Here is a 20,879-nt window from a genome sequence, read left to right as displayed (position 1 = left end):
GAGCAACCCTTCGGGACAGCGCAGAGGAACATGTCGAAGCGCTTCGATGTTGCCGAGAGGTTAAGGGAGCGCTCCCACGGCCACAAGACGTGTGCGTTGAATTCCTGAACAGCCGGACGCTGTCGACCACTTGACACGTGTGCGGTCGACTGACCAGCATCGAAGCGCTTCGAAGATGTCCTCGAAGATGTCTTTCCCTCACCTCCGCCTCCTTCGCCAAGGGACGTGCCTGTGACCGACGGATCCCCGAACCGCCCCGAGTACGCAGCGGCCGGAGGCAAGCGCGTCGACGAGCTGCTCGACCGGCTCTCGCTCGACGAACGCCTCGCGCTCCTGCACCAGTTCACGCCCGGCGTCGAACACCTCGGCCTCGCCGCGTTCCGCACCGGACAGGAGGCCCTGCACGGCGTCGCCTGGATGGGCCCGGCCACCGTCTTCCCGCAGGCCGTCGGCCTCGGCGCCACCTGGAACGACGAGCTGCTCCGCCGCATCGGCGACGCGGTGTCGAAGGAGGCCCGCGCGATGCGCGAGCGCGACGACCGGGTCGGCCTCAACGTGTGGGCGCCCGTGGTGAATCCGCTGCGCAACCCGCTGTGGGGCCGCAACGAGGAGGGCTACTCCGAGGACCCCCACCTCACCGCCGCCATCGCCACCGCCTACACCCGCGGCCTGCGCGGCGACCACCCCACGTACTGGCGCACCGCCCCGGTCCTCAAGCACTGGCTCGCCCACAACAACGAGACGGACCGCGACACCTCCAACGCCTCCGTACGCCCCCGCGTCCTGCACGAGTACGACCTGCGGGCGTTCCGCCGGCCCGTCGAGGCGGGCGCCGTGGCCGGCGTCATGCCCGCCTACAACCTCGTCAACGGCCGCCCCAACCACGTATCGCCCTATCTGCGCGAGGAGTTGCGCACCTGGACCGAGCAGGAACTCCTCGTCTGCTCCGACGCGGGCGCACCCAGCAACCTCGTCGACTCCGAGCACTACTTCGCCACCCACGAGGAGGCCGTCGCCGCCGCCCTGCACGCGGGCGTCGACAGCTTCACCGACCACGGCACGGACTCCTCGACGATCGTGGGGCGGCTGCGGCGCGCGTACGACCAGGGGCTGATCCCCGACGCCGACATCGACGCGGCCGTGCGCAGACAGCTCGACGTACGGGCGCGGCTCGGCGAGTTCGAGGAGCCCGAACTCCTCGACGTCGACGCGGAGTTCGACACCGACGCCCACCGCGCGCTCGCCCAGGAGGCCGCCGAGCAGGCGCTCGTGCTGCTCAAGAACGACGGCCTGCTGCCGCTCGCCGAAGGCACCCGGATCGCGGTGGTCGGCCTGCTCGCCGACGAGTGCAGGACGGACTGGTACAGCGGCACCCTCATCCGCCGCTCGACACCCCTCGAAGGGCTGCGGGAGCGGTTCGGCGCGGAGCACGTCACGTACGCGGAGGGCGTGGACCGGGTGCGGCTGCGGTGCGCGGAGGGCGGCTGGCTGCGGGTTCCGGAGGCCACCGAAGACGCGGCGCACACGGCCGAGGTGGCGCTCGACCCGGCGCTGATCGCGGGCCGCACCGACCTGCCCCCGCTGTACGTGTCGCCCGCCGAAGGCACCGAACTCGCCCTCGTGGACTGGGGAGAAGGCGTCCTGACCCTCCGCGCTCCCGACGGCCGCTACCTGTCGGTCGCCGACGACGGATACGTACGCGCCTCCGCCGAGCGGCCCGGCGGCTGGGTCGTCCAGGAGACGTACACGCTCGAACCGCACGGGAACGGTCACCTCCTCAAGCACGCCGGAACGGGTCGGTACGTGTCAGTCGCCGCCGACGGCGTGCGGGTTGCCGACCGGGGCACCGTTTTCGAGGTCGATGTCGTCGAGCGCGGCACCGAAGCCGTCGCCCGCGCCGCCGCGGCATCGGACGTCGTGCTCGTCGTCGCGGGCAACGACCCGCACATCAACGGCCGCGAGACCGAGGACCGCACGACCCTCGAACTCCCGCCCCAGCAGGACGCGTTGTGGCGCGCGGCCCGCACCGCCAACCCGCGCACGGCCCTCGCGCTCGTCTCCTCGTACCCGTACGCGGTGCCCGAAGCGGACGCCGAACTGCCCGCCCTGCTGTGGACCGCGCACGGCGGCCAGGCGGCGGGCCGCGCGCTCGCCCGCGCCCTCGCCGGTGACATCAGCCCGGCGGGCCGGCTCCCGCAGACCTGGTACGCGGCCGACACCGACCTGCCCGACATCCTCGACTACGACATCATCGGCTCCCGCCAGACCTACCTCTACTTCGAGGGCGCACCGCTCTACGCCTTCGGACACGGCCTGTCCTACACGGAGTTCGGCTACGACGACCTCACCGTGACCCGCCCGGACGAGGCCGCCGTGGAGGTCGCCTTCACCGTCACGAACACGGGGCCGCGCGCGGCCGACGAGGTGGCGCAGCTGTACATGCGCGCGGTGGACGCCGCCGTGCCGCGCCCGCGCCGCCAACTCCTCGCCCACCGGCGCCTCGGACTCGCGGCGGGCGCGTCCGAACACGTCGTCTTCCGCGTGCCGGTCGCCGAGTTCGGCCACTGGGACGTGGCACGCGGCCGCTGGAGCGTGGCCGACGGCACGTACGAACTACTCGTCGGCGCGTCCAGCGCGGACATCCGGCGCGCGGTCACGCTTCACATGGACGGCGAAACCCCCGTGCCACGCCCTGTGCGCACGGAGGGCCTGGACGCGGCGACGTACGACGACCACAGCGGCGGCATCGAGATCGTCGACCGCACGAAGACCCACGGCGACGCCGTCACCGGCAGCGGCGAACTCCACTACAGGAACTGCGACTTCGGCGAGGCCGGGGTCTCGGCAGTCCACCTCGACATCGCGGGCGAGGGAGCCGTGGAGCTCGTGGACGGGAACCTTCGCGTCGAGGTCCCCGCGACCGGCGGCCCGTACGAATACGTCACCGTGGAGGCCGACTTCACCGCCACGGGAGTGCGCGACCTGCGCGTCCGGCTGCTCGGCGGGGTCCGCCTCGCCCGGCTCACCTTCACCTCACGGGGGACCATCGAATGAAGTTCACCGACGGCTATTGGCTGATGCGGGAGGGCGTGCGGGCCGCGTACGCCACCGAGGTGCGCGACCTCCGCACCGAACGCGACCGCTTCACCGCGTACGCCGCCGTACGCCAGGTGCGCGAACGCGGCGACACCCTCAACTCCCCGCTCCTCACGGTTGATTGCTTCTCGCCCGCCGAGGGTGTCATCGGCGTCCGCCTCACCCACCACGCCGGCAAGCGGCACCGCGGCCCCGACTTCGAACTCCAGCCGACGGAGGGCGGAAACGGCGCGCACGTCACCCGCGACGACGGCGTCGTCGAACTCACCACGGGCCCACTGAGCGCCCGCCTCGACACAACAGGGGAGTGGTCCCTGACCTTCACGGACGCCACAACCGGCAAGCAGCTCACGGCAGTCGACCGCCGCGGCGCCGCCTTCGCCACCACCCCCGACGGCGCCCACCACATGGTCGCGCAACTCGCCCTCGGCGTCGGCGAACACATCTACGGCCTCGGCGAACGCTTCACGCCCTTCGTCAAGAACGGCCAGACCGTCGACATCTGGCAGGCCGACGGCGGCACCAGCAGCGAACAGGCCTACAAGAACGTCCCGTTCCACCTCTCCTCACGCGGCTACGGCGTCCTCGTCAACCACCCCGGCAAGGTCTCCTACGAGATCGGCTCCGAGTCGGTCGGACAGCTCCAGTTCAGCGTCGAGGACCAGTCGATCGAGTTCTACGTCGTCGCGGGCCCCACCCCGAAGGACGTCCTGCGCCGCTACACCGCCCTCACCGGCCGCCCGGCGCTGCCGCCGGCCTGGTCCTTCGGCCTGTGGCTGACCACGTCCTTCTGCACGCGCTACGACGAGGCGACGGTGACACGGTTCGTGGACGGCATGGCCGAACGCGACATCCCGCTGAGCGTCTTCCACTTCGACTGCTTCTGGATGCGCGAGTACCAGTGGTCCGACTTCGCCTGGGACGAGGAGGCATTCCCCGACGCGGCGGGCATGCTGGCCCGCCTCAAGGAACGCGGACTGCGCCTCTCCGTGTGGATCAACCCGTACATCGCCCAGAAGTCCGCCCTGTTCCAAGAGGCCGCCCGGCAGGGCTACTTGGTGCGGACCCCGGACGGCGACATCTGGCAGTGGGACCGCTGGCAGGCGGGCATGGCGCTCGTCGACTTCACGAACCCGGCGGCCCGCGAGTGGTACGCGGGCAAGCTGCGGGCCCTCCTGGCGATGGGCGTCGACACCTTCAAGACGGACTTCGGCGAGCGCGTCCCCACCGACGTCGCCTGGCACGACGGCTCCGACCCGGAGCGCATGCACAACTACTACACCCACCTCTACAACCGCACCGTCTTCGAACTCCTCGAGAAGGAGCGCGGCAGCGGCGAGGCCGTCGTCTTCGCGCGCTCGGCGACGGCCGGCGGCCAGCAGTTCCCGGTGCACTGGGGCGGCGACTGCTTCGCCTCGTTCGGCGCCATGGCCGAGTCCCTGCGCGGCGGCCTCTCCCTGTCCCTGTCCGGCTTCGGCTTCTGGTCGCACGACATCGGCGGCTTCGAGGGCACCCCCGACCCGGCCGTCTTCAAACGCTGGCTCGCCTTCGGCCTCCTCTCCTCCCACAGCCGCCTGCACGGCAACGTCTCGTACCGCGTGCCGTGGGAGTTCGGCGAGGAGGCGGTCGACGTGACAAGGCAGTTCACACGGCTCAAGCACCGCCTCATGCCGTACCTGTACGGTGCCGCGGTCGAGGCCCACCGCACGGGCATCCCGGTGATGCGCCCGATGGTCCTCGAATTTCCCGACGACCCGACGGCCCGCACCCTCGACCGCCAGTACATGCTCGGCCCCGACCTCCTGGTGGCGCCGGTGTTCACTGCGGAGGGCGACGTGGAGTTCTACGTCCCCGAGGGCACGTGGACGCATCTGCTCACGGGCGAGCGGGTCGAGGGCCCGGCCTGGCGCCGCGAAACCCACGGCTTCGACAGCCTCCCCCTGTACGTGCGTCCCGGCGCGGTCGTCCCGATGGGCGCGGACGAGTCCCGCCCGGACGGCGACTGGCTCGACGGGCTGACCCTCCTCATGGCTCCGGGGGCGAGGGAGGAAGCGGAGACGACGGTGACCGTCCCTGGTCGGGGCGGTGGCGCGGCCGCGACGTACCGATTGAGCCAGGGGGCGGTGGTGGAGGTGGCCGGGACCGGGCTTCCTTACGAGGTACGGGAGTTGTAGGCATGGGGGTGGGTCCATGAGCTGTGGAGGCCCCTGGGGTGACACCACGCCGATCACGTGAGTAAGGTGAGCCTTACCTAAGTTTGGAGTGGAGATGGTCAACCCAGTGGCGCACCCGGAGCTCACCCCCGCCGAGCGGGCGCGGACGATCCTCGCCGCGGCCGACACCCTCACGCTGACCACGACCGACCCCCGGCAACGGCTCGACTGCGTCGGGCTCTACGCGGTGGACGCCGCGGCCCGCCTCGTCCTGCTCGATCCCGCGGACGCCCGGCTCACCGCGGCGCTCGCCACGGCCCCGCACTCGGGCCTCGCCGCGTACGCGGAGTTCACCGACGTGGCCCCCGTCGTCGTACGCGACCGGGTGCGGGCCCGCATCGCGCTCAGCGGGCGCCTGGCGACCGCCGGCCCCGACACCCTGGTGTTCCGGCCGGCGCGGGTCGCGTTCTCCGAGGACGACACGGTGCGCGTGCTCGACATGACCGAACTCGCCGCGGCGGCCCCCGACCCGCTGGCCGGGGTCGAGGCGGAACTGCTCTCGCACCTGGACACGGGCCACGCCGACCTCCTCGTCCAACTCGCCGAACTCGTCGGCGAATTGGACCTGAGCGACGTCGTGGACATCCGCCCCGTACGCCTCGACCGCAGGGGCCTCGTGCTGCGCCTCGAACGCGAGTGGACGCACGACGACGTCCGCATCGACTTCCACACCCACGCCCTCGGCCCCCACGAAGTGGGCCACCGCATCCAGGAACTCCTCGACGTCGCGGCGGCGCGGGCGCACCGCTGAACCCCTTGCGAGCGGCTCGCGTCAGCGGCGGCGGGCCCGCGCGGGCAGCGCCGCCTTGACGGTGCGCCGGATGCGGCGCAGGCATCTGCGCGCGAGCGGCGGGTGCGGCGCCGGCCTCGCCTTGGGGCGAGGGGGCGCCTGAGCCTTGATCGACAGAGAGTTGTGGGTCGTGTAGTAGCACTTCAGGGACACGTGATCGCCCGTGGCGGCCGTGACCGACGCCGCGGGGTAGTCGAAGATCCTCGCCTTGTCGCCGAGGTCGTCGCCGTGCCGCGCGACGCGCAGCAGGGGGTGCCCTTCCCGCTCGACGTACAGGTCCCAGGTGTCGTCCGTGGCGACCGCCGCGTCCGCGAGCGCCTGCCACGAAAGGTCGAGGTCCATGTGCTCCCGGTACGGCGTCCCGGGCGCGGTGACGCGAACCTCCTTGGCCCGCCTGCCGCGTACGACGAGCCGCACCGGAGTGCCGGTCAGCTCGCGTGCGGCCTCCCCGTGCACGGACAGCGTGACCCGCAGTCCGGACTCCGTCACGCCGACGTGCTCCACCTCGGCGTGCGAGGTCAACTCCCGTGAGTGGACGACCAGTTGACCGTCACCGGACCGTCCGTAGCGCCGGTACGAGACCGGGCCATCGGTCGGGCGGGCCGTGGCGGTCACCGGCTGCTGGAGGGTGGTGGCCGTCACCGGCCGGGTGACACCGTCGTCCACACGGTGCAGAAAGACCTTCCAGGTGCCCGTGGGCAGCGGCTCCGACGCGGGCACGAGGAAGGTGACACCGCGCGGCGAGGACGCCCCCGGCTCCGCGGTGAAGGAACGGGTCTCCGTGCCCTTCGTACGCGCCCGCACGCACCGCAGCGTCAGTGACTCGCCCGGCACGTCGCACTCGGGAAACGTCAGCCGCAGAGTGCCGCCCGAGGTGACGACGGCCTCCGCCCCGGGCCGGAAGCACCGGCTCGCCGCCAGCCAGTCGAACAGCCGCTGGTAACGCTCGGCCTGCTCCGCGGGGTCGTAGCGCTCGGCCGCCGTCAGGGCGCGGGCGCCGAGCCTGGCGCGCAGCTCCGGGTCGCCCATCAGGCGCGACAGCTGCCCGGCGAACAGGTCCACGTCGTCGACCGGGGACAGCACACCGTCCACATCCGGCGAGATGATCTCGCTGGGGCCGTGCGGACCCGCGGTGCTCAGCACGGGCACCCCGCAGGCCATGGCCTCCACGATGGTCAGCCCGAAGGTCTCGTCACGCGAGGACGAGGTGTGGATCGCCGCCTTGGCCAACTCCTCGCGCAGGGCCTTGGTGTGACCCATGAGGAGCACCTTCTCGTACACGCCCAACTCGTGGACCAGAGCGCGCAGTTTCCGTTCCCCTTCGCCCCTCCCGAAGATCCGCAGCTGCCAGTCCGGATGGTCCGCCGCTGCCTTGGCGAAGGCCCGCACCGTGACATCGAACCGCTTCCAGCCGACGAACCGGCCCGCGGCGGTGACGATCCTCGACGTCTGGACATCGGCGCGCAGCGTGGTGCCCGGCACGGCGTTCGGGATCGCCTCGAAGTGCGTACGGATCAGCCCGTAGTGCTCGCGGTGCGTCTCCGCGTCGCGCCGCGTCACGGAGATGAAGGCGTCGAGGCGGGGAATGGCCGCGTCCAGGGACTCCCGTGAGCTCTTCGACTGGTGGTGGAAGTGGGTGTGCGCCTGACCGACCTTCACGTAGTCGTCGCTGCCCAGCGCGCCGAGCAGGGCGACGGTGCCGGGCGTGGTGGCGACGACCACATCGGCGTCGGTGGCCGCGAGGAATTCGGCTACCCGCCGCTCGACGAGCAGGCTGTAACGGTGCGGGGCGTCCGGCTTCCAGTCCCCGCAGTGCCGGGACGGCTCACAGTGATGCGGCTGGTCGAGCTCGAATCCGGGGGAGTGCCGCCGCGCGTCGACCAGACCGCGGACCCGGACGCCGGGGGCGTAGCGCAGCGGGGGAGAGTCCTTGAGCCGGAAAGCGCCGACCAATTCGACGTCGTGGCGCTCCGCGAGACGGTTGGCGAGGGTCTGCGTGGCCACAGCCGTACCCGCCTGTGCGTCGGCGCTGTACATCAGGAACTTGATCTTCACTGCGTGCTCCCGCGTGAATGAACCAGATGGGGCCTCGTGTTTCTGACAAAATTCTGTGATGAGCGGAGGAGTCCCGCGCGCGGAGGGCAGTCGGCAGTGGGGAACGGGACTCTTTGGAGTGAGAACCGCCGGGCATCGGCGCAACGCGGGCGGAGCCCCTCTCGCAGGCTTGCGAGGGTGCTGTTATGCCAACCGTCCACAGGACCCTCCTCAAAGCCCTCGCCCGGACCGGAACCCAGGTCCTCGACCTCGCCCCAGGCGCGGCGGTCCTCGCACGCGGCAGACGTCAATGGGTCGCGACGCCGCTCGCGAAGAGCGCGCATCTCGTGCTCGACCCGGAGCGTTCACGTACGCAGGAACACGGCTTCCAGAAGGCCGCCGCCGACTATCTCGGGGCACGCCATGTGGCCGCGATGCTGGAGCACTACCGTGTGAATTGCGTATTCGACGTGGGGGCCAATGTCGGGCAGTACGGAAGGCGGCTGCGGGAATTCGGGTACGGGGGCCGGATCGTGTCGTTCGAACCGGTCCCGGGATTCGTGAAGCGGCTGCGGCGGCACGCGGAGAACGACCCGGACTGGCAGGTGATCCCCTGCGGCCTCGGCCGAGTGGACACCGTCCAGCCGATGCACGTCGACTGGCAGACCCTGAGCTCGCTCCTGCCACCCAGCGACTACGGGAACGCGCGCTACCAGCGGTTCACGAAGGGCGCCACGGAGGAGATCCGGGTGTGCCGGCTCGACGGCCTCATGGACCGGGCCCTCGACGGAATCCGCGATCCGCGGCCCTACCTGAAGATGGACACCCAGGGCTATGACCTCGAGGTGTTCGCCGGGGCCGGGGAGCGCATCGCGGAGTTCGTGGGCATGCAGTCAGAGGTCGCCCTGCTACGGATCTACGAGGGCAGCCCGAGGATGGACGAGGCCCTCGCCGCGTACGAGAGGGGCGGCTTCGAGGTCACCGGCATGTACCCGGTGACCAGGGAGAAGAGCACCGGGCGGGTGCTCGAGTTCGACTGCGTGCTGATGCGCGCGGCCGCGGGCCCGGGAAGCGGAGGCTGACCGGGCCCGCCCGGCTCAGCGCTCCAGCTCCCGGTGCGCGCTCTCCGGAAGCCGCAGATACACCACGGACGACAGCAGGCACAGCACGGCGACGTACCACGGGAAAAGACCGCTGTGCCCCAGGTCCTTGAACAGCGTGCCCATGTACGGGGCGGTGCCGCCGAACAGCGCCACCGTCAGCGAGTACGGGAACCCGATCCCGGCCGCCCGCACCCGCGCCGGGAACACCTCCGCGTTCACGGCGGCCGAGATCGACGTAAAGCCGGTGAGCAGCACCATCCCGGCACACTGCGCGAACAACAACGACCCGAACGACCCCGAGATGAGGTGCAGCAACGGCACACTCAGCAGCGCGAACCCGAGCCCGAAGAACAAGAGCAACGGCTTCCGCCCGAACCGATCGGAGATCATCCCGCCGACGGGCTGCAACGCCGCGAAGAACGCCAACGAGATCGTCCCCACGGTCAGCGCCTGCGACTTGTCGATCCCGGTGTTCAACTCCGCGTACGTCGGCAGGTACGAGGTCCACGTGTAGTACGCGAGCGTGCCACCCGCCGTGATCCCGCAGATCAGCAACGACTGCCGCGGGTACTGCTTGAGCGCGTCGAAAAGCCCCGGCCGCTCGTGCACCTCGCTCCGCGTCTCCTGCGCCCCCTGCCGAATCCAGAATCCGACCAGGCTGAGCACCGCCCCGGCGAGGAACGGCACCCGCCACCCCCACCCGTCCATCTGCCCCTCGGCGAGCGTCCCCACGAGCAACGCGGCAACGCCCGACGCGATCAACTGCCCGATGGACGTGGACACATACTGGAACGACGAGAACAGCCCCCGCCGCCCCGGCCCCGCCGACTCCACCAGAAACGTCGTCGACGCCGCGAACTCCCCACCCACGGACAGCCCTTGAAGCAACCGCGCCAGCACGAGAATCACCGGCGCCAGCACCCCCACCGACGCATACGTCGGCGTAATGCCGACCAGCAGGCTACTGCCACCCATCAACAGAATGGTCACGGTCAACGCCGCCCGCCGCCCATGCCGATCGGCGACCGCCCCCATCACCAACCCGCCCACGGGCCGCATGAAGAACCCCACCGCGAACACGGCGAACGTGGCCAGCAACGGCACGAGCGAGTTGTCGGCCCCCTTCGGAAACACCTGATCGGCGATGTACGTCGCCAGGAACGTGTACGCGTACCAGTCGTACCACTCGACGGCATTGCCGACGGAGGCGGCCATCAGCTGTCGGACGGGGTGCCGCGGCGGCGCCGAGGTCGTGATCGTCTCTGTCATGATCCTGACGCTAACCCGGGAAACCCGCTGCTCACACGCGGTTTGGCGGATTCAGCGGTCAGCGGTCGGCGACCAGCAGGGTCTGCAGGACGCGGCCGCAGTCCCCGGCCTCGTCGTCGAGTTGTCCGAGGGCCAGCCCCGAGCCGTGGGGACTGGCGGCGGTCGCCGAGCGTACGCAGAACCACTCGCCGACGGGGGCGCGGTGCAGCGCCAGCGTGACGTCGGTATTGATGACGAGGCCCTTGTGGTGGTCGAGTTCGAAGGCCACGGCCCAGCTGCTGTCGGCGACGGTGAGCGCTCGTGTCAGGGGAGTGTCCTCCTCGCCGTCCACCAAGGGGATGCGCTGGCGTACCCAGGCAGTGCCGGGGCCGGGGGTGTCGAAGCCGGTGCCTGGCTCGACGAAGCGCCATTCCATGGCGGAAATGTAGCCGTCCATGTGAGCGCCCGTCATCGTGTGCGCGAGCTGCGGGGGAGGCAGTTGAGGGGGTGGGGCGGTGGGGCGGAGCCGTGGAGTGGTGGCGGGGCTTTCGGCCACCCTCCAGGCGCGTGCGGTCAGTACTTCCTTGCCGCCCGCGGTCAGCTCACCCTCCAGCAACTCGGTGCGCCCACCCGAGCGTCGGGTCCGGACGTGGACCTGGAGGTCGCCGACCGGGACCGGGCGGGGCAGCTCCAGCGTGACGCGGGCGATACGGAACCCGTCCCGGGCCGCGTGCTTCTCCAGGGCTCGACCCAGGAGCGCGGAAGGCGGGCCGCCGTGCTGCGCCGTCGGACTCCATGGCCCCGCGGTGGACGGACCGCTCGAATACAGCCCCTCGTCGATGCGGCGGTAGAAGGCGGGGGAAGCGGCATGCTTGCTCATGCCGACCGTTGTACGGGCCGGGCCGCAGTGGCCGCTGCCCCCGTTCACACATCCTGAACGCGACCGGTCCCAGGTCCTCGCCGCGTCAGGCCGACCGCGTCGGCGCGCAGGCCTGGCTCAGGGTGAGGCCCTTGGTCTCGGGGGCGAGGCGGTGCGAGACGATGCCGCCGATCAGGCTGATGGCGGCCGCGATCAGCATCGTCGCGGAGGTGCCGAGGCTGTCGACGGAGAGCGGCAGGAGGAAGGTGCCCGCCGCCGCGCCGACCCGGGAGACCGCGGTGGCGAAGCCGACGCCCGCGCCGCGGATCTCGGTCGGGAACACCTCGCCCGGGTACACCCCGGACAGCGCCGTGGACGCGGCGTTGACCAGGGAGAAGACGAGGAAGCAGACGAGGACGAGGGTGGCGGAGGCGCCGGAGAAGAAGGCGACGACGACCAGGGCGACGGTGGAGATCCAGAACGGCGGGACGGCCAGCTTGCGCCGTCCGACGCGCTCGATGAGGAGCACGGAGACCATCGATCCGATGACCACGAGGCCGTTGATGGCGAGTGCGCCGGTCAGGCCGTCCTTGATGCCGAGGTGTTCCAGGACGGTGGGCGCGAAGGCGCCGATGGCGAAGTACGGGGTGACGTTGCAGACCCAGAAGACGCTGACGAAGATCGTGGCCTTGCGGTACTCGGGGGAGAAGAGCCGGCCGAAGCCGCCCTCGGTGCGCGGCGCCGGGGTGTGCAGGTCGCGCTGGTCCTCCTCTTCGAGGTACTCGTCGGCCAGGGCGGTGGCCTCCTCGGTCCTGCCCTTGCTCATCAGCCAGCGCGGCGACTCCGGCGTGCCGAGCCGGAGCAGCAGGACGATGACGGTCGGCACGGTGCTGAGGCCGAGGACGACGGTCCAGCTGACGGACGTCGACGAGATCAGGACGTACCCCGCCGCGTAGGAGATGAGGTAGCCGACGTACCAGGCGACTTCCTGTACGGCGAGGAGCCGGCCGCGCAGCCGGGCGGGGGCGAACTCGGCGAGCAGCGGCCAGCCGATCGAGTAGTCGGCGCCGATCGCCAGGCCCATGACGAGGCGGACCACGACGAGCTGCCAGGCCTCCGTCACGAAGAACTGGCCCACGGAGCAGATCAGGAACAGGGCGAGGTCGATGGTGAACATCGATTTGCGGCCGAAGCGGTCGGCCAGATAGCCGCCGATCGGGCCGCCGAGGAAGATGCCGAGCAGCGCGGCCGCGGCGATCAGTCCTTCGCCGGTGGAGGACAGGCCCAGGTCCTCGGATATCGCCGGCATGACGACGCCCGTGCTGCCGAGGATGAACCCGTCGATGAACATGCCGCCCGCGATCACCACGCTCAGCTTCGTCAGGAAGCGGCGGCGCTTCACCGACAGGGAGCGTGCGGGTGGTGGCGGGTCGGCCGCGGGGACGGGACGGGTACTGGTCTCGGTCACGGTGGTGCCTCGTTCCGGGATCGGCAGTAGGGCGCCGTTCAGGGCCGGCGCGTCTGTGGGGGAGGGGTGTGACAAAGGCCGCCGGCGCCCTGGACATCGCTGAACACGGGTGGGCGGCAGCGGCCGCGGCGAAGAACCCTACGTCACTCCGCCATGATTTGTCGGATCGGCCCCACAGGCGACGTACGAGGCCGCACCGGACGTGAAGCACGTCACGGGCAGCCCCCGAGCCGATCACCCCCGCGTATAGCCGATGACCGCCGTGGTCACGAGGCACGGCGCCGGAGGCACCATCTCCACGCGCAGTGTGCCCCGCGCGGTGTCGTAGTCGATACCCTCGGACTCGAACGTGCCCTTGCAGACGCTGCGTTGGGGGATCGCGAAGGCGGAGGTCACGCGGCCCGTGACCGGGGCGCCGTCCAGCGGCCGGTCCAGGGTGACGTCGAGGACCTCCTTGGTCTCGGCGTCGGAGGAGCACACGAGGTGGGTGGCGTCCGTGAAGTCGCAGCCCTGGATGTTGGTGACCGGCTTGTCGAGGGATATCCGGCCGGCCTGCGGGAGGTTGCCGCCGGGGCCGGGTGCGGAGGGGTTGAACACGGGGGTGGGGAAGACCTGGAGACTGTCCCGTGTGCCCCATTCGCCGGAGACGAGCCACTGGGTGTCGGGTGACACCGCGGCGAAGGAGTTGTTGAGCAACTCGCCCTCGTCCAGGGCGTGTTCAAAGGTCGTGCGGGTACCCGACGGAGATGTCAGCGCGAACATCTTCTTCGTCGCCGTGTCCCCTCCCTGATACGCGTCGAAGGTGTAGCCGCCGGCCACGTCCGGGTCTCCCACATGCGTCCAGCCCGCCGCGCGCAGCGACAGCGGGACCGAGGCGAGGCCGCGGTACACGAGAGTGCCGTCGGCCCGGGACGCCAAACCCTGGCTGCCGGTCAGCGAGTTCACATGTGAGGTACCGGTCTCCGTCCAGACGGGCGTCGCGGTCGCCGTGGCTGCCGCGGACGCCGTGGCCGCCCCGAGCGTCAGGGCGCCCAGGGCTCCCAGCGCGGTGGCGAGGGTCAGTGCGGTGCGTCTCGTGTGCCGGGTCATGGAGATCAGCCTGCCCCATGATCCTTGCGCACAGGGGGCGTTCGGGGAGGGTGGCGGATTGTCGCCGTACGGTCGTACCCGAAGATGTAAAGGGTTGTAAAGGCGCCGTATAGGTGGAGTGACCACAAAGCCCCCGCCTTTGGCCCGACATTACCTGGCTGACGTTGTGTCATTACGCAGCGTGGCGGAATGAACTCCTCCCGGGTGTGACGCGTCTTACCAAAATGAGACCGAGAAATCCGCCGGAGGTGTGACGTCGGAGAGTCACCATGCGCTTGACTTGGCGCACCCCCAACTAGGAGAGCTCATGCGACCGTTCGCACTGAACTATGCCCGCCCCACGCGAGAGGCAGAGGTCAGAGCGCCGTACATGTACGACGCAACACTGCAGCTGAACGTGCTGGCCGACGGCGCAGTGGCCGCGCGCGACTACGCAGTGTTGCGGGAGTTCGCGGCCACCACCTCCACCGCAGGCTCCAAAACCCATTTCGACGACTGAACGGCCCAGCGCAAATGACCGTGCTGATCCTGACGAGTGAACAGGATGTGACGGCCGACATGGCCGTCGTCGAATTGAACGCCAATGGAATCCCCGTCCTGCGGCTCGACCCCGCCGAACTGCCCGGCGGCGTAGGCGTGTCGGGCGAGTTCGCGCACGGCACGTTCCACGGCCATCTGTCGGTCGGTGGCCGGGTCGTCAGCATGGGCGGACTGCGCTCCATATGGGTGCGCCGCCCCGGAGCGGCCGCCTCCCGCGCGCACGGCACGTCCTCCTGGCTCGCCGAAGAGGCCTCGCAGTCCCTGTACGGGATGCTGCGGTGCACCGAGGCGCGCTGGATGAACCACCCCGACTCCGCCCGCCAGGCCCGCCACAAGCCGTGGCAGCTGTGGCTGGCGCGCGCCTGCGGCCTCCCGGTGCCCGCCACGCTGATCACCACATTCCCGCGCGCCGCCCGCGAGTTCGCCGAGCGCTACCCCGACCTCATCGTGAAGCCGGTCTCCGGGAAGCACCCCGACGACGCCGGGCTCGCCGTGCCGACCACGCGCGTGCGCCCGGGCGAGGACTACCGGGACGTCGCGAACGGGCCCACGCTGTTGCAGCGCCGGGTGCGCAGGGCCGCGGACATCCGCCTGACCTGCGTGGGCGACCGGCTGTTCGCCGCGCGCGCGGAGAGCTCGCCGGACGCCCGCGACGACGCGCCGGGCGTGGACGACGTGCGCTTCGACGCCGCGGCGGGCCCCTGGCGCCCGGCACCCGTGCCCCGGCGCGTCGCGGACGCGGTGCGGTCCTACCTGACGCGGGCCCAATTGGCGTACGGCGCCTTCGACTTCGCCGAGGACGCCGACGGCATCTGGTGGTTCCTGGAGTGCAATCAGTCGGGCCAGTTCGGCTTCATAGAGATAGAGACGGGGCAGCCCATCGGCCGCGCCGTCGCCCAGTGGCTCGCGGGCGAACCCCTCGGGCCCGTACGCGCCGCCGGTGAGGACGGCGAGCGGGCGCTCGGCGGCGCGGGGTGTGGCTGACCGGGATGTGGCTCAGCGGGTGTGGCTGACACGACGTCGCCGTGATCTTTACGCGGCGGTGGGCGGCGCGGTACGAGAGGAGTGGCCGACCGCAGGCCGCCGCCCGTAGACCACCGCGCCGAGGGAGCCCCACCGCATGACCGACGCCACCGCAGTCACCAGGCAGGGAACCCTGCGCGGCCGCACCGAGGACGGCATCGCCGCCTTCCTCGGAGTGCCGTACGCCGCCGCCCCGTTCGGCCCGCGCCGTTTCGCCGCGCCCAAGGCCGCCGAGCCGTGGACCGGCGAACGGGACGCGACGGCCTACGGGCCGACCGCGCCCAAGGCCCCGTACGCCCCGCCCTTCGACGCGCTCATCCCCGAGACGAGCCAGGACGGCCCCGACTGCCTCAACCTGAACATCTGGACCCCCGAGCCGGGACCGGGCGCCCGCCTCCCCGTCATGGTCTGGCTGCACGGCGGCTCCTTCTCCAACGGCTCCGCGAACTCCTCCGGCTACCGCGGCGACACCTTCGCCCGCGACGGAGTCGTCTTCGTCGGCGTCAACTACCGCCTGGGCGTGGACGGATTCCTGCACCTTCCCGGGGCGCCCGACAACCGGGGGCTGCTCGACATGATCGCCGCGCTTGAGTGGGTGCGCGACAACATCGCGGCGTTCGGCGGGGATCCGGACCGGGTGACCGTGTTCGGGGAGTCGGCGGGCGCCGTGGCCATCGGGCGGCTGCTGGTGGACCCGGCCGCCCGCGGCCTGTTCCGGCGTGCCGTGCTGCAGAGCGGCGCCTGCCACCACTTCGTACGACCTGATACCGCGCGCCGCATCGGGGAGCGGACGGCGGAGCGGCTCGGGGTGGCGCACACGGCCGAGGCGTTCGCAGCGGTGCCGCTGCCGGAACTGGTCGCCGCGCAGAACGCGTTGTCCGAGGAGTTCCGGCGGCGCCCCGACCCGGCGGTGTGGGGCGACGCGGCGCTCAACGGGATGGTGTTCGAGCCGGTCGCGGAGGACGGGACGCCGCCGGGGCCCGGCGCGGGTGCGGGCGTGGACCCGGGGGTGGATCTGCTCGTCGGCAGCAACCGGGAGGAGAACCGGCTCTACATGGTGCCGACCGGGCGGTTCACCACGATCAGCGAGGGACGGGTGCGGCGGGGAGCGGACGCCTTCGGGGCCGATCTCGCGGGGTACCGGGCGAGCCGGCCCGGGGCGAGCCCCGGGGAACTCCTCGACGCCATCGTCACCGACTGGTTCTGGCGGATCCCGGCGGTGCGGCTCGCGGAGGCGGTGCCCGGCTCGTACCTGTACGAATTCGCGTGGCGGTCCCCGCAGTTCGGCGGGGAGCTGGGCGCGTGCCACGCCCTGGAGCTGGGGTTCGTCTTCGACCGCGTCGACGATCCGGACTACGTCGCGCTGGCGGGCAAGGACGCTCCGGAGGAGTTGGCGCGGGCGATGCACGGGGCGTGGGTCGAGTTCGCCGCGACCGGGGATCCGGGGTGGGGCGCGTACGACCCGGCGGGGGAGCGGGCGACCATGGTGTTCGACGCGGGAGACTGCCGGGTCGAGGCGGATCCGCGGGCGGCCGAGAGGGGGCTGTGGGAGGGGGTGCGCTGAGGCCCCTGGCCCGCGATAGTGTGCCCCGGTGACGACGCATTCGAACACCCCGGCAGGCTGGTACCCGGACCCCCAGGGAACCCCCCAGACCCTGCGGTGGTGGGACGGCGCCCAGTGGACCGAGCACACGCATGCCGCGCAGGTGCAGGTGCAGGCGCAGGCACCGGCTCAGGCGCAGGTGCCGCAGCAGCAACAACAAGCGCAAGCGCAGCCGCAGCAGCCGCAGTTCGCGCCGGCTCAGCCCCAGCCGCAGCAGCCGTTCGCGCAGCCGCAGCAGCAAGCGCAGCCGCAGTACGGCCAGCCCCAGCAGCCGCCGTACGGCCAGCCCCAGCCGCAGTACACCGATCCCGCGAAGGTGCAGCGTCAGGTGCGGCAGCAGGCCGGGGTCGCCGGGGCAGGCCAGGGTGGCGGCACGCTGTTCACCGAGCCGGTGCTCGTCGTGAACCAGAAGGCCAAGCTGATCGAGCTGACGAACGAGTACAGCGTCATGGATCAGCACGGCAATCCGCTGGGATCCGTGGTCCAGATCGGCCAGAGCGCCATGAAGAAGGCGCTGCGGTTCGTCGCCAGCGTCGACCAGTTCATGACGCACAAGCTGGAGATCCGGGACGCGTACGGGCAGCCGCTCATGGTGCTCACGCGGCCGGCGAAGTTCATCAAGTCGAAGGTGCTCGTCGAGCGGCCCGACGGGTCGCCGGTCGGAGAGATCGTCCAGCAGAACGCCATCGGGAAGATCAACTTCGCGATGAACGTGAACGGGCAGCAGGTCGGCGCCATCAAGGCGGAGAACTGGCGGGCCTGGAACTTCGCGATCGTCGACCACGCGGACAACGAGGTCGCGCGGATCACGAAGACGTGGGAGGGGCTGGCGAAGACGATGTTCACGACGGCCGACAACTATGTGTTGCAGGTGCACTATCAGTTGCCGGAGCCGTTGTTGAGCCTTGTTGTCGCGACGGCGTTGACCGTTGACACGGCGTTGAAGCAGGACTCACGCGGGTTCGGGTGAGCCGTGCTCCCGTTGCGGTCCTACGTTGTTGCGGGCACGGGGCTCTGCCCCGGACCCCGCTGCTCAATCGCCGCAGGGGCTTGATGGGGCTCACCTGGTGTCCCGGTCGACGCAGGGGTGTCCTGTGTCGTGGTGTGTGTGAGAAGGACAACGCCGGCCGTGGCCAGGAGAGCGCCCAGGGTTGCGAGGGCCCAGCCGGCCGCTCCGCCCTGGAGGTGTTCGCCCAGGAGGGCCAGGCCGATGAGTGAGGCGGCTACTGGGTTGGCGAGGGTGACCATGGCCAAGGGGGCGCCGAGGCCGCCGCGGTAGGCGGTCTGGGACAGGAGGAGGCCGCCCGCGGCGAAGGCCGCGACCAGGAGGGCGACCGCGATCACTCGTACGTCGAGCAGCGGGCCCGAGCGGTCGGTGACCGCGACCGTCACGGTCTGGGTGAGGGCGGAGGCGACGCCCGATGCGATGCCGGAGGCGGTGGCGTGGCGCAGGCCCGGCTTCGCGCCGCGGCGGGAGAGCACGCCGATGAGGGCCGCCGTGACTCCGGCGACGCCCAGGGCCTCGGGCAGCGAGAGCGTGTCGTCGGGGGCGGGCCCTGAGGCCGTGACGAGGAGGGCGCCGAGGCCCGCGAGGGTGAGGGCGGTGCCGCGCCATTCGCCCGCCGTGACCCGACGCCCCGCCAGCCGCGCGCCCAGCGGTACCGCCGCGACGAGCGTGAGCGCGCCCAGGGGCTGGACCAGGGTGAGCGGGCCGTACTTGAGCGCGGCGACGTGCAGCAGCGCGGCCGAGGCGTTGAGGCCGACAGACCACCACCAGGCCCCCGTCCCGAGCAGCCGCAACGTGCCCGCCCCCGACCTCGCGGCGAGCCGTTCCTGGGCCACGGCCGCGGCGGCGTACGCCACGGCGGAGACGAGGGAGAGCGCGACGGCGAGCAGGGTGGCGGTCATCGTGCCGCTCCGGTGACGACGGGGTGGGCGAGGGGCTGGGTGACGGGCTGGGGCGAGGTCACGGCCGAGGTCACGGCCGACGTGGAGCCCGGGGTCCGTGACACCTGGACCGGGATGTGTCTCGGGGGCGCCGCGTCGAGCACGTCGGCGACCGTGAGCGAGCCCGGCGGCGTACGGAGCGTGGCCGCGGCCGGAGTCGTCCAGGGCGTCGGGGTGGCGTGGAAGTCCGCGATGTGCGGCGCCGTCGCGGGGGCGGGCACCGGGAACAGGTGGCGCCAGAAGCCGGTGGCCGGTTCGATCGAGCGCGGCAGGCGGATCACGGCGAGCGCGGCGCCGAGCAGCAGCGTCGCGACGATCGTGTCCAGCCAGTAGTGGTTGGCGGTGCCGACGATCACCAGCAGCGTGACCAGCGGGTGAAGGAGCCACAGCCAGCGCCACCGCGAGCGGACCGCGGCGATCAGGCCGATCGCGACCATCAGGGCCCAGCCGAAGTGCAGCGAGGGCATCGCCGCGAACTGGTTGGCCATCGTGTCCGTGGCCGGCTTCGCGGCGTACACCGAGGGGCCGTAGACCTGCGCCGTGTCGACGAGGTGCGTGGCGGCGAGCAGCCGCGGGGGCGCCAGCGGGAACGTCAGGTGCAGCACGAGCGCCGCCGCCGTGAGCGCGGCGAGCGCGCGGCGCGTCCACAGGTAGTGGCGCGGGCGGCGCAGATAGAGGAAGACGAGCAGCGCGATCGTCGCCGGGAAGTGCACGGACGCGTAATACACGTTCGCGGCGTGGACGAGGGTGTCGCTGCTCAGCAGGACGTCCTGCACCGCGCCCTCGCCGGGGAGGTGCGCGGCGCGCTCGAAGCTCCACACGCGGTCGGCGTTGTGGAAGGCCTCGGCGGTGTGGCCGTTGGCCAGTTGCCGGCCGAGCTTGTAGACGAGGAAAAGCCCCACGACCAGCAGCAGCTCGCGTATCAGGGGTGGCCGGGCGGCGTGCTGCCCGTGCTGCCGCGGCTCCTGTGTGTTCCCGTTCATCGATACGCCAGTGTACCGATACGGTGGCGTACCGGTACACTGGCGTATCGATAGGCCGGTGTGATCTCATCGACACTGCCGCCGACCCGAGGAGTGAGGGCCATGACGACGCGAGACAAGGCCACCGGGGCCACCGAGGCCGCACCCACCGCCTCGCGCCGCTCGAAGATCAGCCCGGAGCGGGCCCAGGAGTTCTTCGACGTGGTCCTCGAACAGCTGCGGGAGCAGGGGTACGGGGCGCTCACCATGGAGGGCGTCGCCGCTCAGGCCTGTTGCAGCAAGTCCACGCTCTACCGGCAGTGGAAGACGAAGCCGCAGCTCGTGGCCGCGGCGCTGCGGGCCGGACGGTGCGCCAAGTTCTTCACAGCCGATACGGGTACGCTCGCGGGGGACCTCGTGGCCGCCGCGCGCAACGCGGCGTCGCAGGCCAGACCGGACACCGTCCTCGTACAGGCCCTCGGGCACGCCGCCCTCCAGGACGACGAGCTGAAGGGCGCGCTGCGCGAGGCGCTGATCGAGCCGGAACTCGCGTCGATCGACGCGATGGTGAAGCGCGCGGTGGAGCGCGGCGAGATCGCCGCGGACCATCCCGCACTGCCCTACCTGGCGGCGCAGCTCTTCGGAGTCATGCGCAGCCGGCCCATCCTGGAAGGGCGCGACGCCGACGCGGAGTACCTGGTCCGCTTCGTGGAGCGCGCGCTGCTTCCGGGGCTCGGTCTGACCCCGGAGGGTCGGACCATCTGAACGGGAGGCCGCCGGCCGCAGGGATGACCGGCCGGTGGTCTGCCCGCGCCGCACCGTGGGGACGGGGGCGGCGCGCACCCCCGGCCGGGCGGGTTCCTCCTTGAGCGGAGGGGGACCCGCCCGGCCGAATCTCCCCCGA

At 71.3% G+C, this 20,879-nt stretch carries 15 protein-coding genes and 1 pseudogene; 9 read left to right on the top strand and 7 right to left on the bottom strand.

Annotation, left to right across the window (positions count from 1 at the left end):
* Nucleotides 1-231 precede the first annotated feature (231 nt).
* The 3 genes from RBJ65_RS06910 to RBJ65_RS06900 all read left to right on the top strand — a co-directional run bounded on the left by RBJ65_RS06910 (nucleotide 232) and on the right by RBJ65_RS06900 (nucleotide 6,060).
* A complete protein-coding gene (locus tag RBJ65_RS06910) occupies nucleotides 232-3,054 on the top strand; it encodes a glycoside hydrolase family 3 C-terminal domain-containing protein (RefSeq protein ID WP_306316550.1) in 2,823 nt (940 codons plus the stop codon).
* Entirely contained in the window at nucleotides 3,051-5,270 is a 2,220-nt protein-coding gene (yicI, locus tag RBJ65_RS06905) for an alpha-xylosidase (protein WP_306316551.1), read from the top strand. Before RBJ65_RS06910 ends, yicI begins: the two co-directional genes overlap by 4 nt.
* A gap of 94 nt (nucleotides 5,271-5,364) precedes the next feature.
* Nucleotides 5,365-6,060, top strand: a complete 696-nt coding sequence (locus RBJ65_RS06900) for a DUF2470 domain-containing protein (protein WP_306316552.1) — start codon at nucleotides 5,365-5,367, stop codon at nucleotides 6,058-6,060.
* A gap of 21 nt (nucleotides 6,061-6,081) precedes the next feature.
* Here the strand turns inward: RBJ65_RS06900 and RBJ65_RS06895 are convergent, their stop codons facing one another.
* The gene (locus RBJ65_RS06895; protein ID WP_306316553.1) at nucleotides 6,082-8,154 is read right to left on the bottom strand and encodes a glycosyltransferase; all 2,073 of its coding nucleotides are present in this window, start codon (nucleotides 8,152-8,154) and stop codon (nucleotides 6,082-6,084) included.
* 185 nt (nucleotides 8,155-8,339) lie between these two features.
* Here RBJ65_RS06895 and RBJ65_RS06890 point away from each other — a divergent pair, with 185 nt between their 5' ends.
* On the top strand, nucleotides 8,340-9,215 hold the full coding sequence (locus RBJ65_RS06890; RefSeq protein WP_306316554.1) for an FkbM family methyltransferase: 876 nt from the start codon (nucleotides 8,340-8,342) through the stop codon (nucleotides 9,213-9,215).
* 15 nt (nucleotides 9,216-9,230) lie between these two features.
* Here the strand turns inward: RBJ65_RS06890 and RBJ65_RS06885 are convergent, their stop codons facing one another.
* From RBJ65_RS06885 to RBJ65_RS06870, 4 genes are all read right to left on the bottom strand, one after another.
* Entirely contained in the window at nucleotides 9,231-10,505 is a 1,275-nt protein-coding gene (locus tag RBJ65_RS06885) for an MFS transporter (protein ID WP_306316555.1), read from the bottom strand.
* A 58-nt stretch (nucleotides 10,506-10,563) separates the two neighbouring features.
* Entirely contained in the window at nucleotides 10,564-11,364 is an 801-nt protein-coding gene (locus RBJ65_RS06880; protein WP_306316556.1) for a thioesterase family protein, read from the bottom strand.
* An 85-nt stretch (nucleotides 11,365-11,449) separates the two neighbouring features.
* Nucleotides 11,450-12,811, bottom strand: a complete 1,362-nt coding sequence (locus RBJ65_RS06875; RefSeq protein ID WP_306316557.1) for an MFS transporter — start codon at nucleotides 12,809-12,811, stop codon at nucleotides 11,450-11,452.
* Between the two features lie 234 nt (nucleotides 12,812-13,045).
* The gene (locus RBJ65_RS06870; RefSeq protein ID WP_306316558.1) at nucleotides 13,046-13,900 is read right to left on the bottom strand and encodes a hypothetical protein; all 855 of its coding nucleotides are present in this window, start codon (nucleotides 13,898-13,900) and stop codon (nucleotides 13,046-13,048) included.
* A 307-nt stretch (nucleotides 13,901-14,207) separates the two neighbouring features.
* Between RBJ65_RS06870 and tgmA the strand changes: the two genes are divergently transcribed.
* The 4 genes from tgmA to RBJ65_RS06850 all read left to right on the top strand — a co-directional run bounded on the left by tgmA (nucleotide 14,208) and on the right by RBJ65_RS06850 (nucleotide 18,036).
* Nucleotides 14,208-14,399 carry a putative ATP-grasp-modified RiPP gene (gene tgmA / locus RBJ65_RS06865; RefSeq protein ID WP_266715696.1) on the top strand — a complete coding sequence of 64 codons (192 nt, stop codon included), beginning with the start codon at nucleotides 14,208-14,210 and terminating at the stop codon, nucleotides 14,397-14,399.
* Nucleotides 14,400-14,413: 14 nt separating this feature from the next.
* Nucleotides 14,414-15,424, top strand: a complete 1,011-nt coding sequence (gene tgmB / locus RBJ65_RS06860) for an ATP-grasp ribosomal peptide maturase (protein ID WP_306316560.1) — start codon at nucleotides 14,414-14,416, stop codon at nucleotides 15,422-15,424.
* A 136-nt stretch (nucleotides 15,425-15,560) separates the two neighbouring features.
* Nucleotides 15,561-17,027 (top strand): carboxylesterase/lipase family protein, encoded by a 1,467-nt coding sequence (locus RBJ65_RS06855; RefSeq protein ID WP_306316561.1) that lies wholly within the window; start codon nucleotides 15,561-15,563, stop codon nucleotides 17,025-17,027.
* Nucleotides 17,028-17,055: 28 nt separating this feature from the next.
* On the top strand, nucleotides 17,056-18,036 hold the full coding sequence (locus RBJ65_RS06850) for a phospholipid scramblase-related protein (protein ID WP_306316562.1): 981 nt from the start codon (nucleotides 17,056-17,058) through the stop codon (nucleotides 18,034-18,036).
* A 20-nt stretch (nucleotides 18,037-18,056) separates the two neighbouring features.
* Here RBJ65_RS06850 and RBJ65_RS06845 read toward each other — a convergent pair whose 3' ends face one another.
* Nucleotides 18,057-18,974 carry a DMT family transporter gene (locus RBJ65_RS06845; protein WP_306316563.1) on the bottom strand — a complete coding sequence of 306 codons (918 nt, stop codon included), beginning with the start codon at nucleotides 18,972-18,974 and terminating at the stop codon, nucleotides 18,057-18,059.
* Between the two features lie 281 nt (nucleotides 18,975-19,255).
* A pseudogene (locus RBJ65_RS06840) lies at nucleotides 19,256-19,996 on the bottom strand (phosphatase PAP2 family protein); the annotation flags it as partial.
* A 102-nt stretch (nucleotides 19,997-20,098) separates the two neighbouring features.
* On the opposite strand from RBJ65_RS06840, the gene RBJ65_RS06835 reads away from it, so the two are divergent.
* Complete coding sequence (locus RBJ65_RS06835; RefSeq protein ID WP_306316565.1) at nucleotides 20,099-20,740, top strand: TetR/AcrR family transcriptional regulator; 642 nt, start codon at nucleotides 20,099-20,101, stop codon at nucleotides 20,738-20,740.
* Nucleotides 20,741-20,879 lie beyond the last annotated feature (139 nt).

Source organism: Streptomyces sp. KL109B (assembly GCF_030766935.1).
Taxonomy (GTDB): domain Bacteria; phylum Actinomycetota; class Actinomycetes; order Streptomycetales; family Streptomycetaceae; genus Streptomyces.
This window is presented reverse-complemented; position numbering and strand designations above follow the sequence as displayed.

Excerpts from the sequence above, each read along its gene's own strand:
- yicI (WP_306316551.1), top strand. The coding sequence starts at position 3,051 with ATGAAGTTCACCGACGGCTATTGGCTGATGCGGGAGGGCGTGCGGGCC.
- RBJ65_RS06900 (WP_306316552.1), top strand. The coding sequence starts at position 5,365 with ATGGTCAACCCAGTGGCGCACCCGGAGCTCACCCCCGCCGAGCGGGCG.
- RBJ65_RS06890 (WP_306316554.1), top strand. The coding sequence starts at position 8,340 with ATGCCAACCGTCCACAGGACCCTCCTCAAAGCCCTCGCCCGGACCGGA.
- RBJ65_RS06885 (WP_306316555.1), bottom strand. The coding sequence starts at position 10,505 with ATGACAGAGACGATCACGACCTCGGCGCCGCCGCGGCACCCCGTCCGA.
- RBJ65_RS06880 (WP_306316556.1), bottom strand. The coding sequence starts at position 11,364 with ATGAGCAAGCATGCCGCTTCCCCCGCCTTCTACCGCCGCATCGACGAG.
- RBJ65_RS06870 (WP_306316558.1), bottom strand. The coding sequence starts at position 13,900 with ATGACCCGGCACACGAGACGCACCGCACTGACCCTCGCCACCGCGCTG.
- tgmA (WP_266715696.1), top strand. The coding sequence starts at position 14,208 with ATGCGACCGTTCGCACTGAACTATGCCCGCCCCACGCGAGAGGCAGAG.
- tgmB (WP_306316560.1), top strand. The coding sequence starts at position 14,414 with ATGACCGTGCTGATCCTGACGAGTGAACAGGATGTGACGGCCGACATG.
- RBJ65_RS06855 (WP_306316561.1), top strand. The coding sequence starts at position 15,561 with ATGACCGACGCCACCGCAGTCACCAGGCAGGGAACCCTGCGCGGCCGC.
- RBJ65_RS06845 (WP_306316563.1), bottom strand. The coding sequence starts at position 18,974 with ATGACCGCCACCCTGCTCGCCGTCGCGCTCTCCCTCGTCTCCGCCGTG.
- RBJ65_RS06835 (WP_306316565.1), top strand. The coding sequence starts at position 20,099 with ATGACGACGCGAGACAAGGCCACCGGGGCCACCGAGGCCGCACCCACC.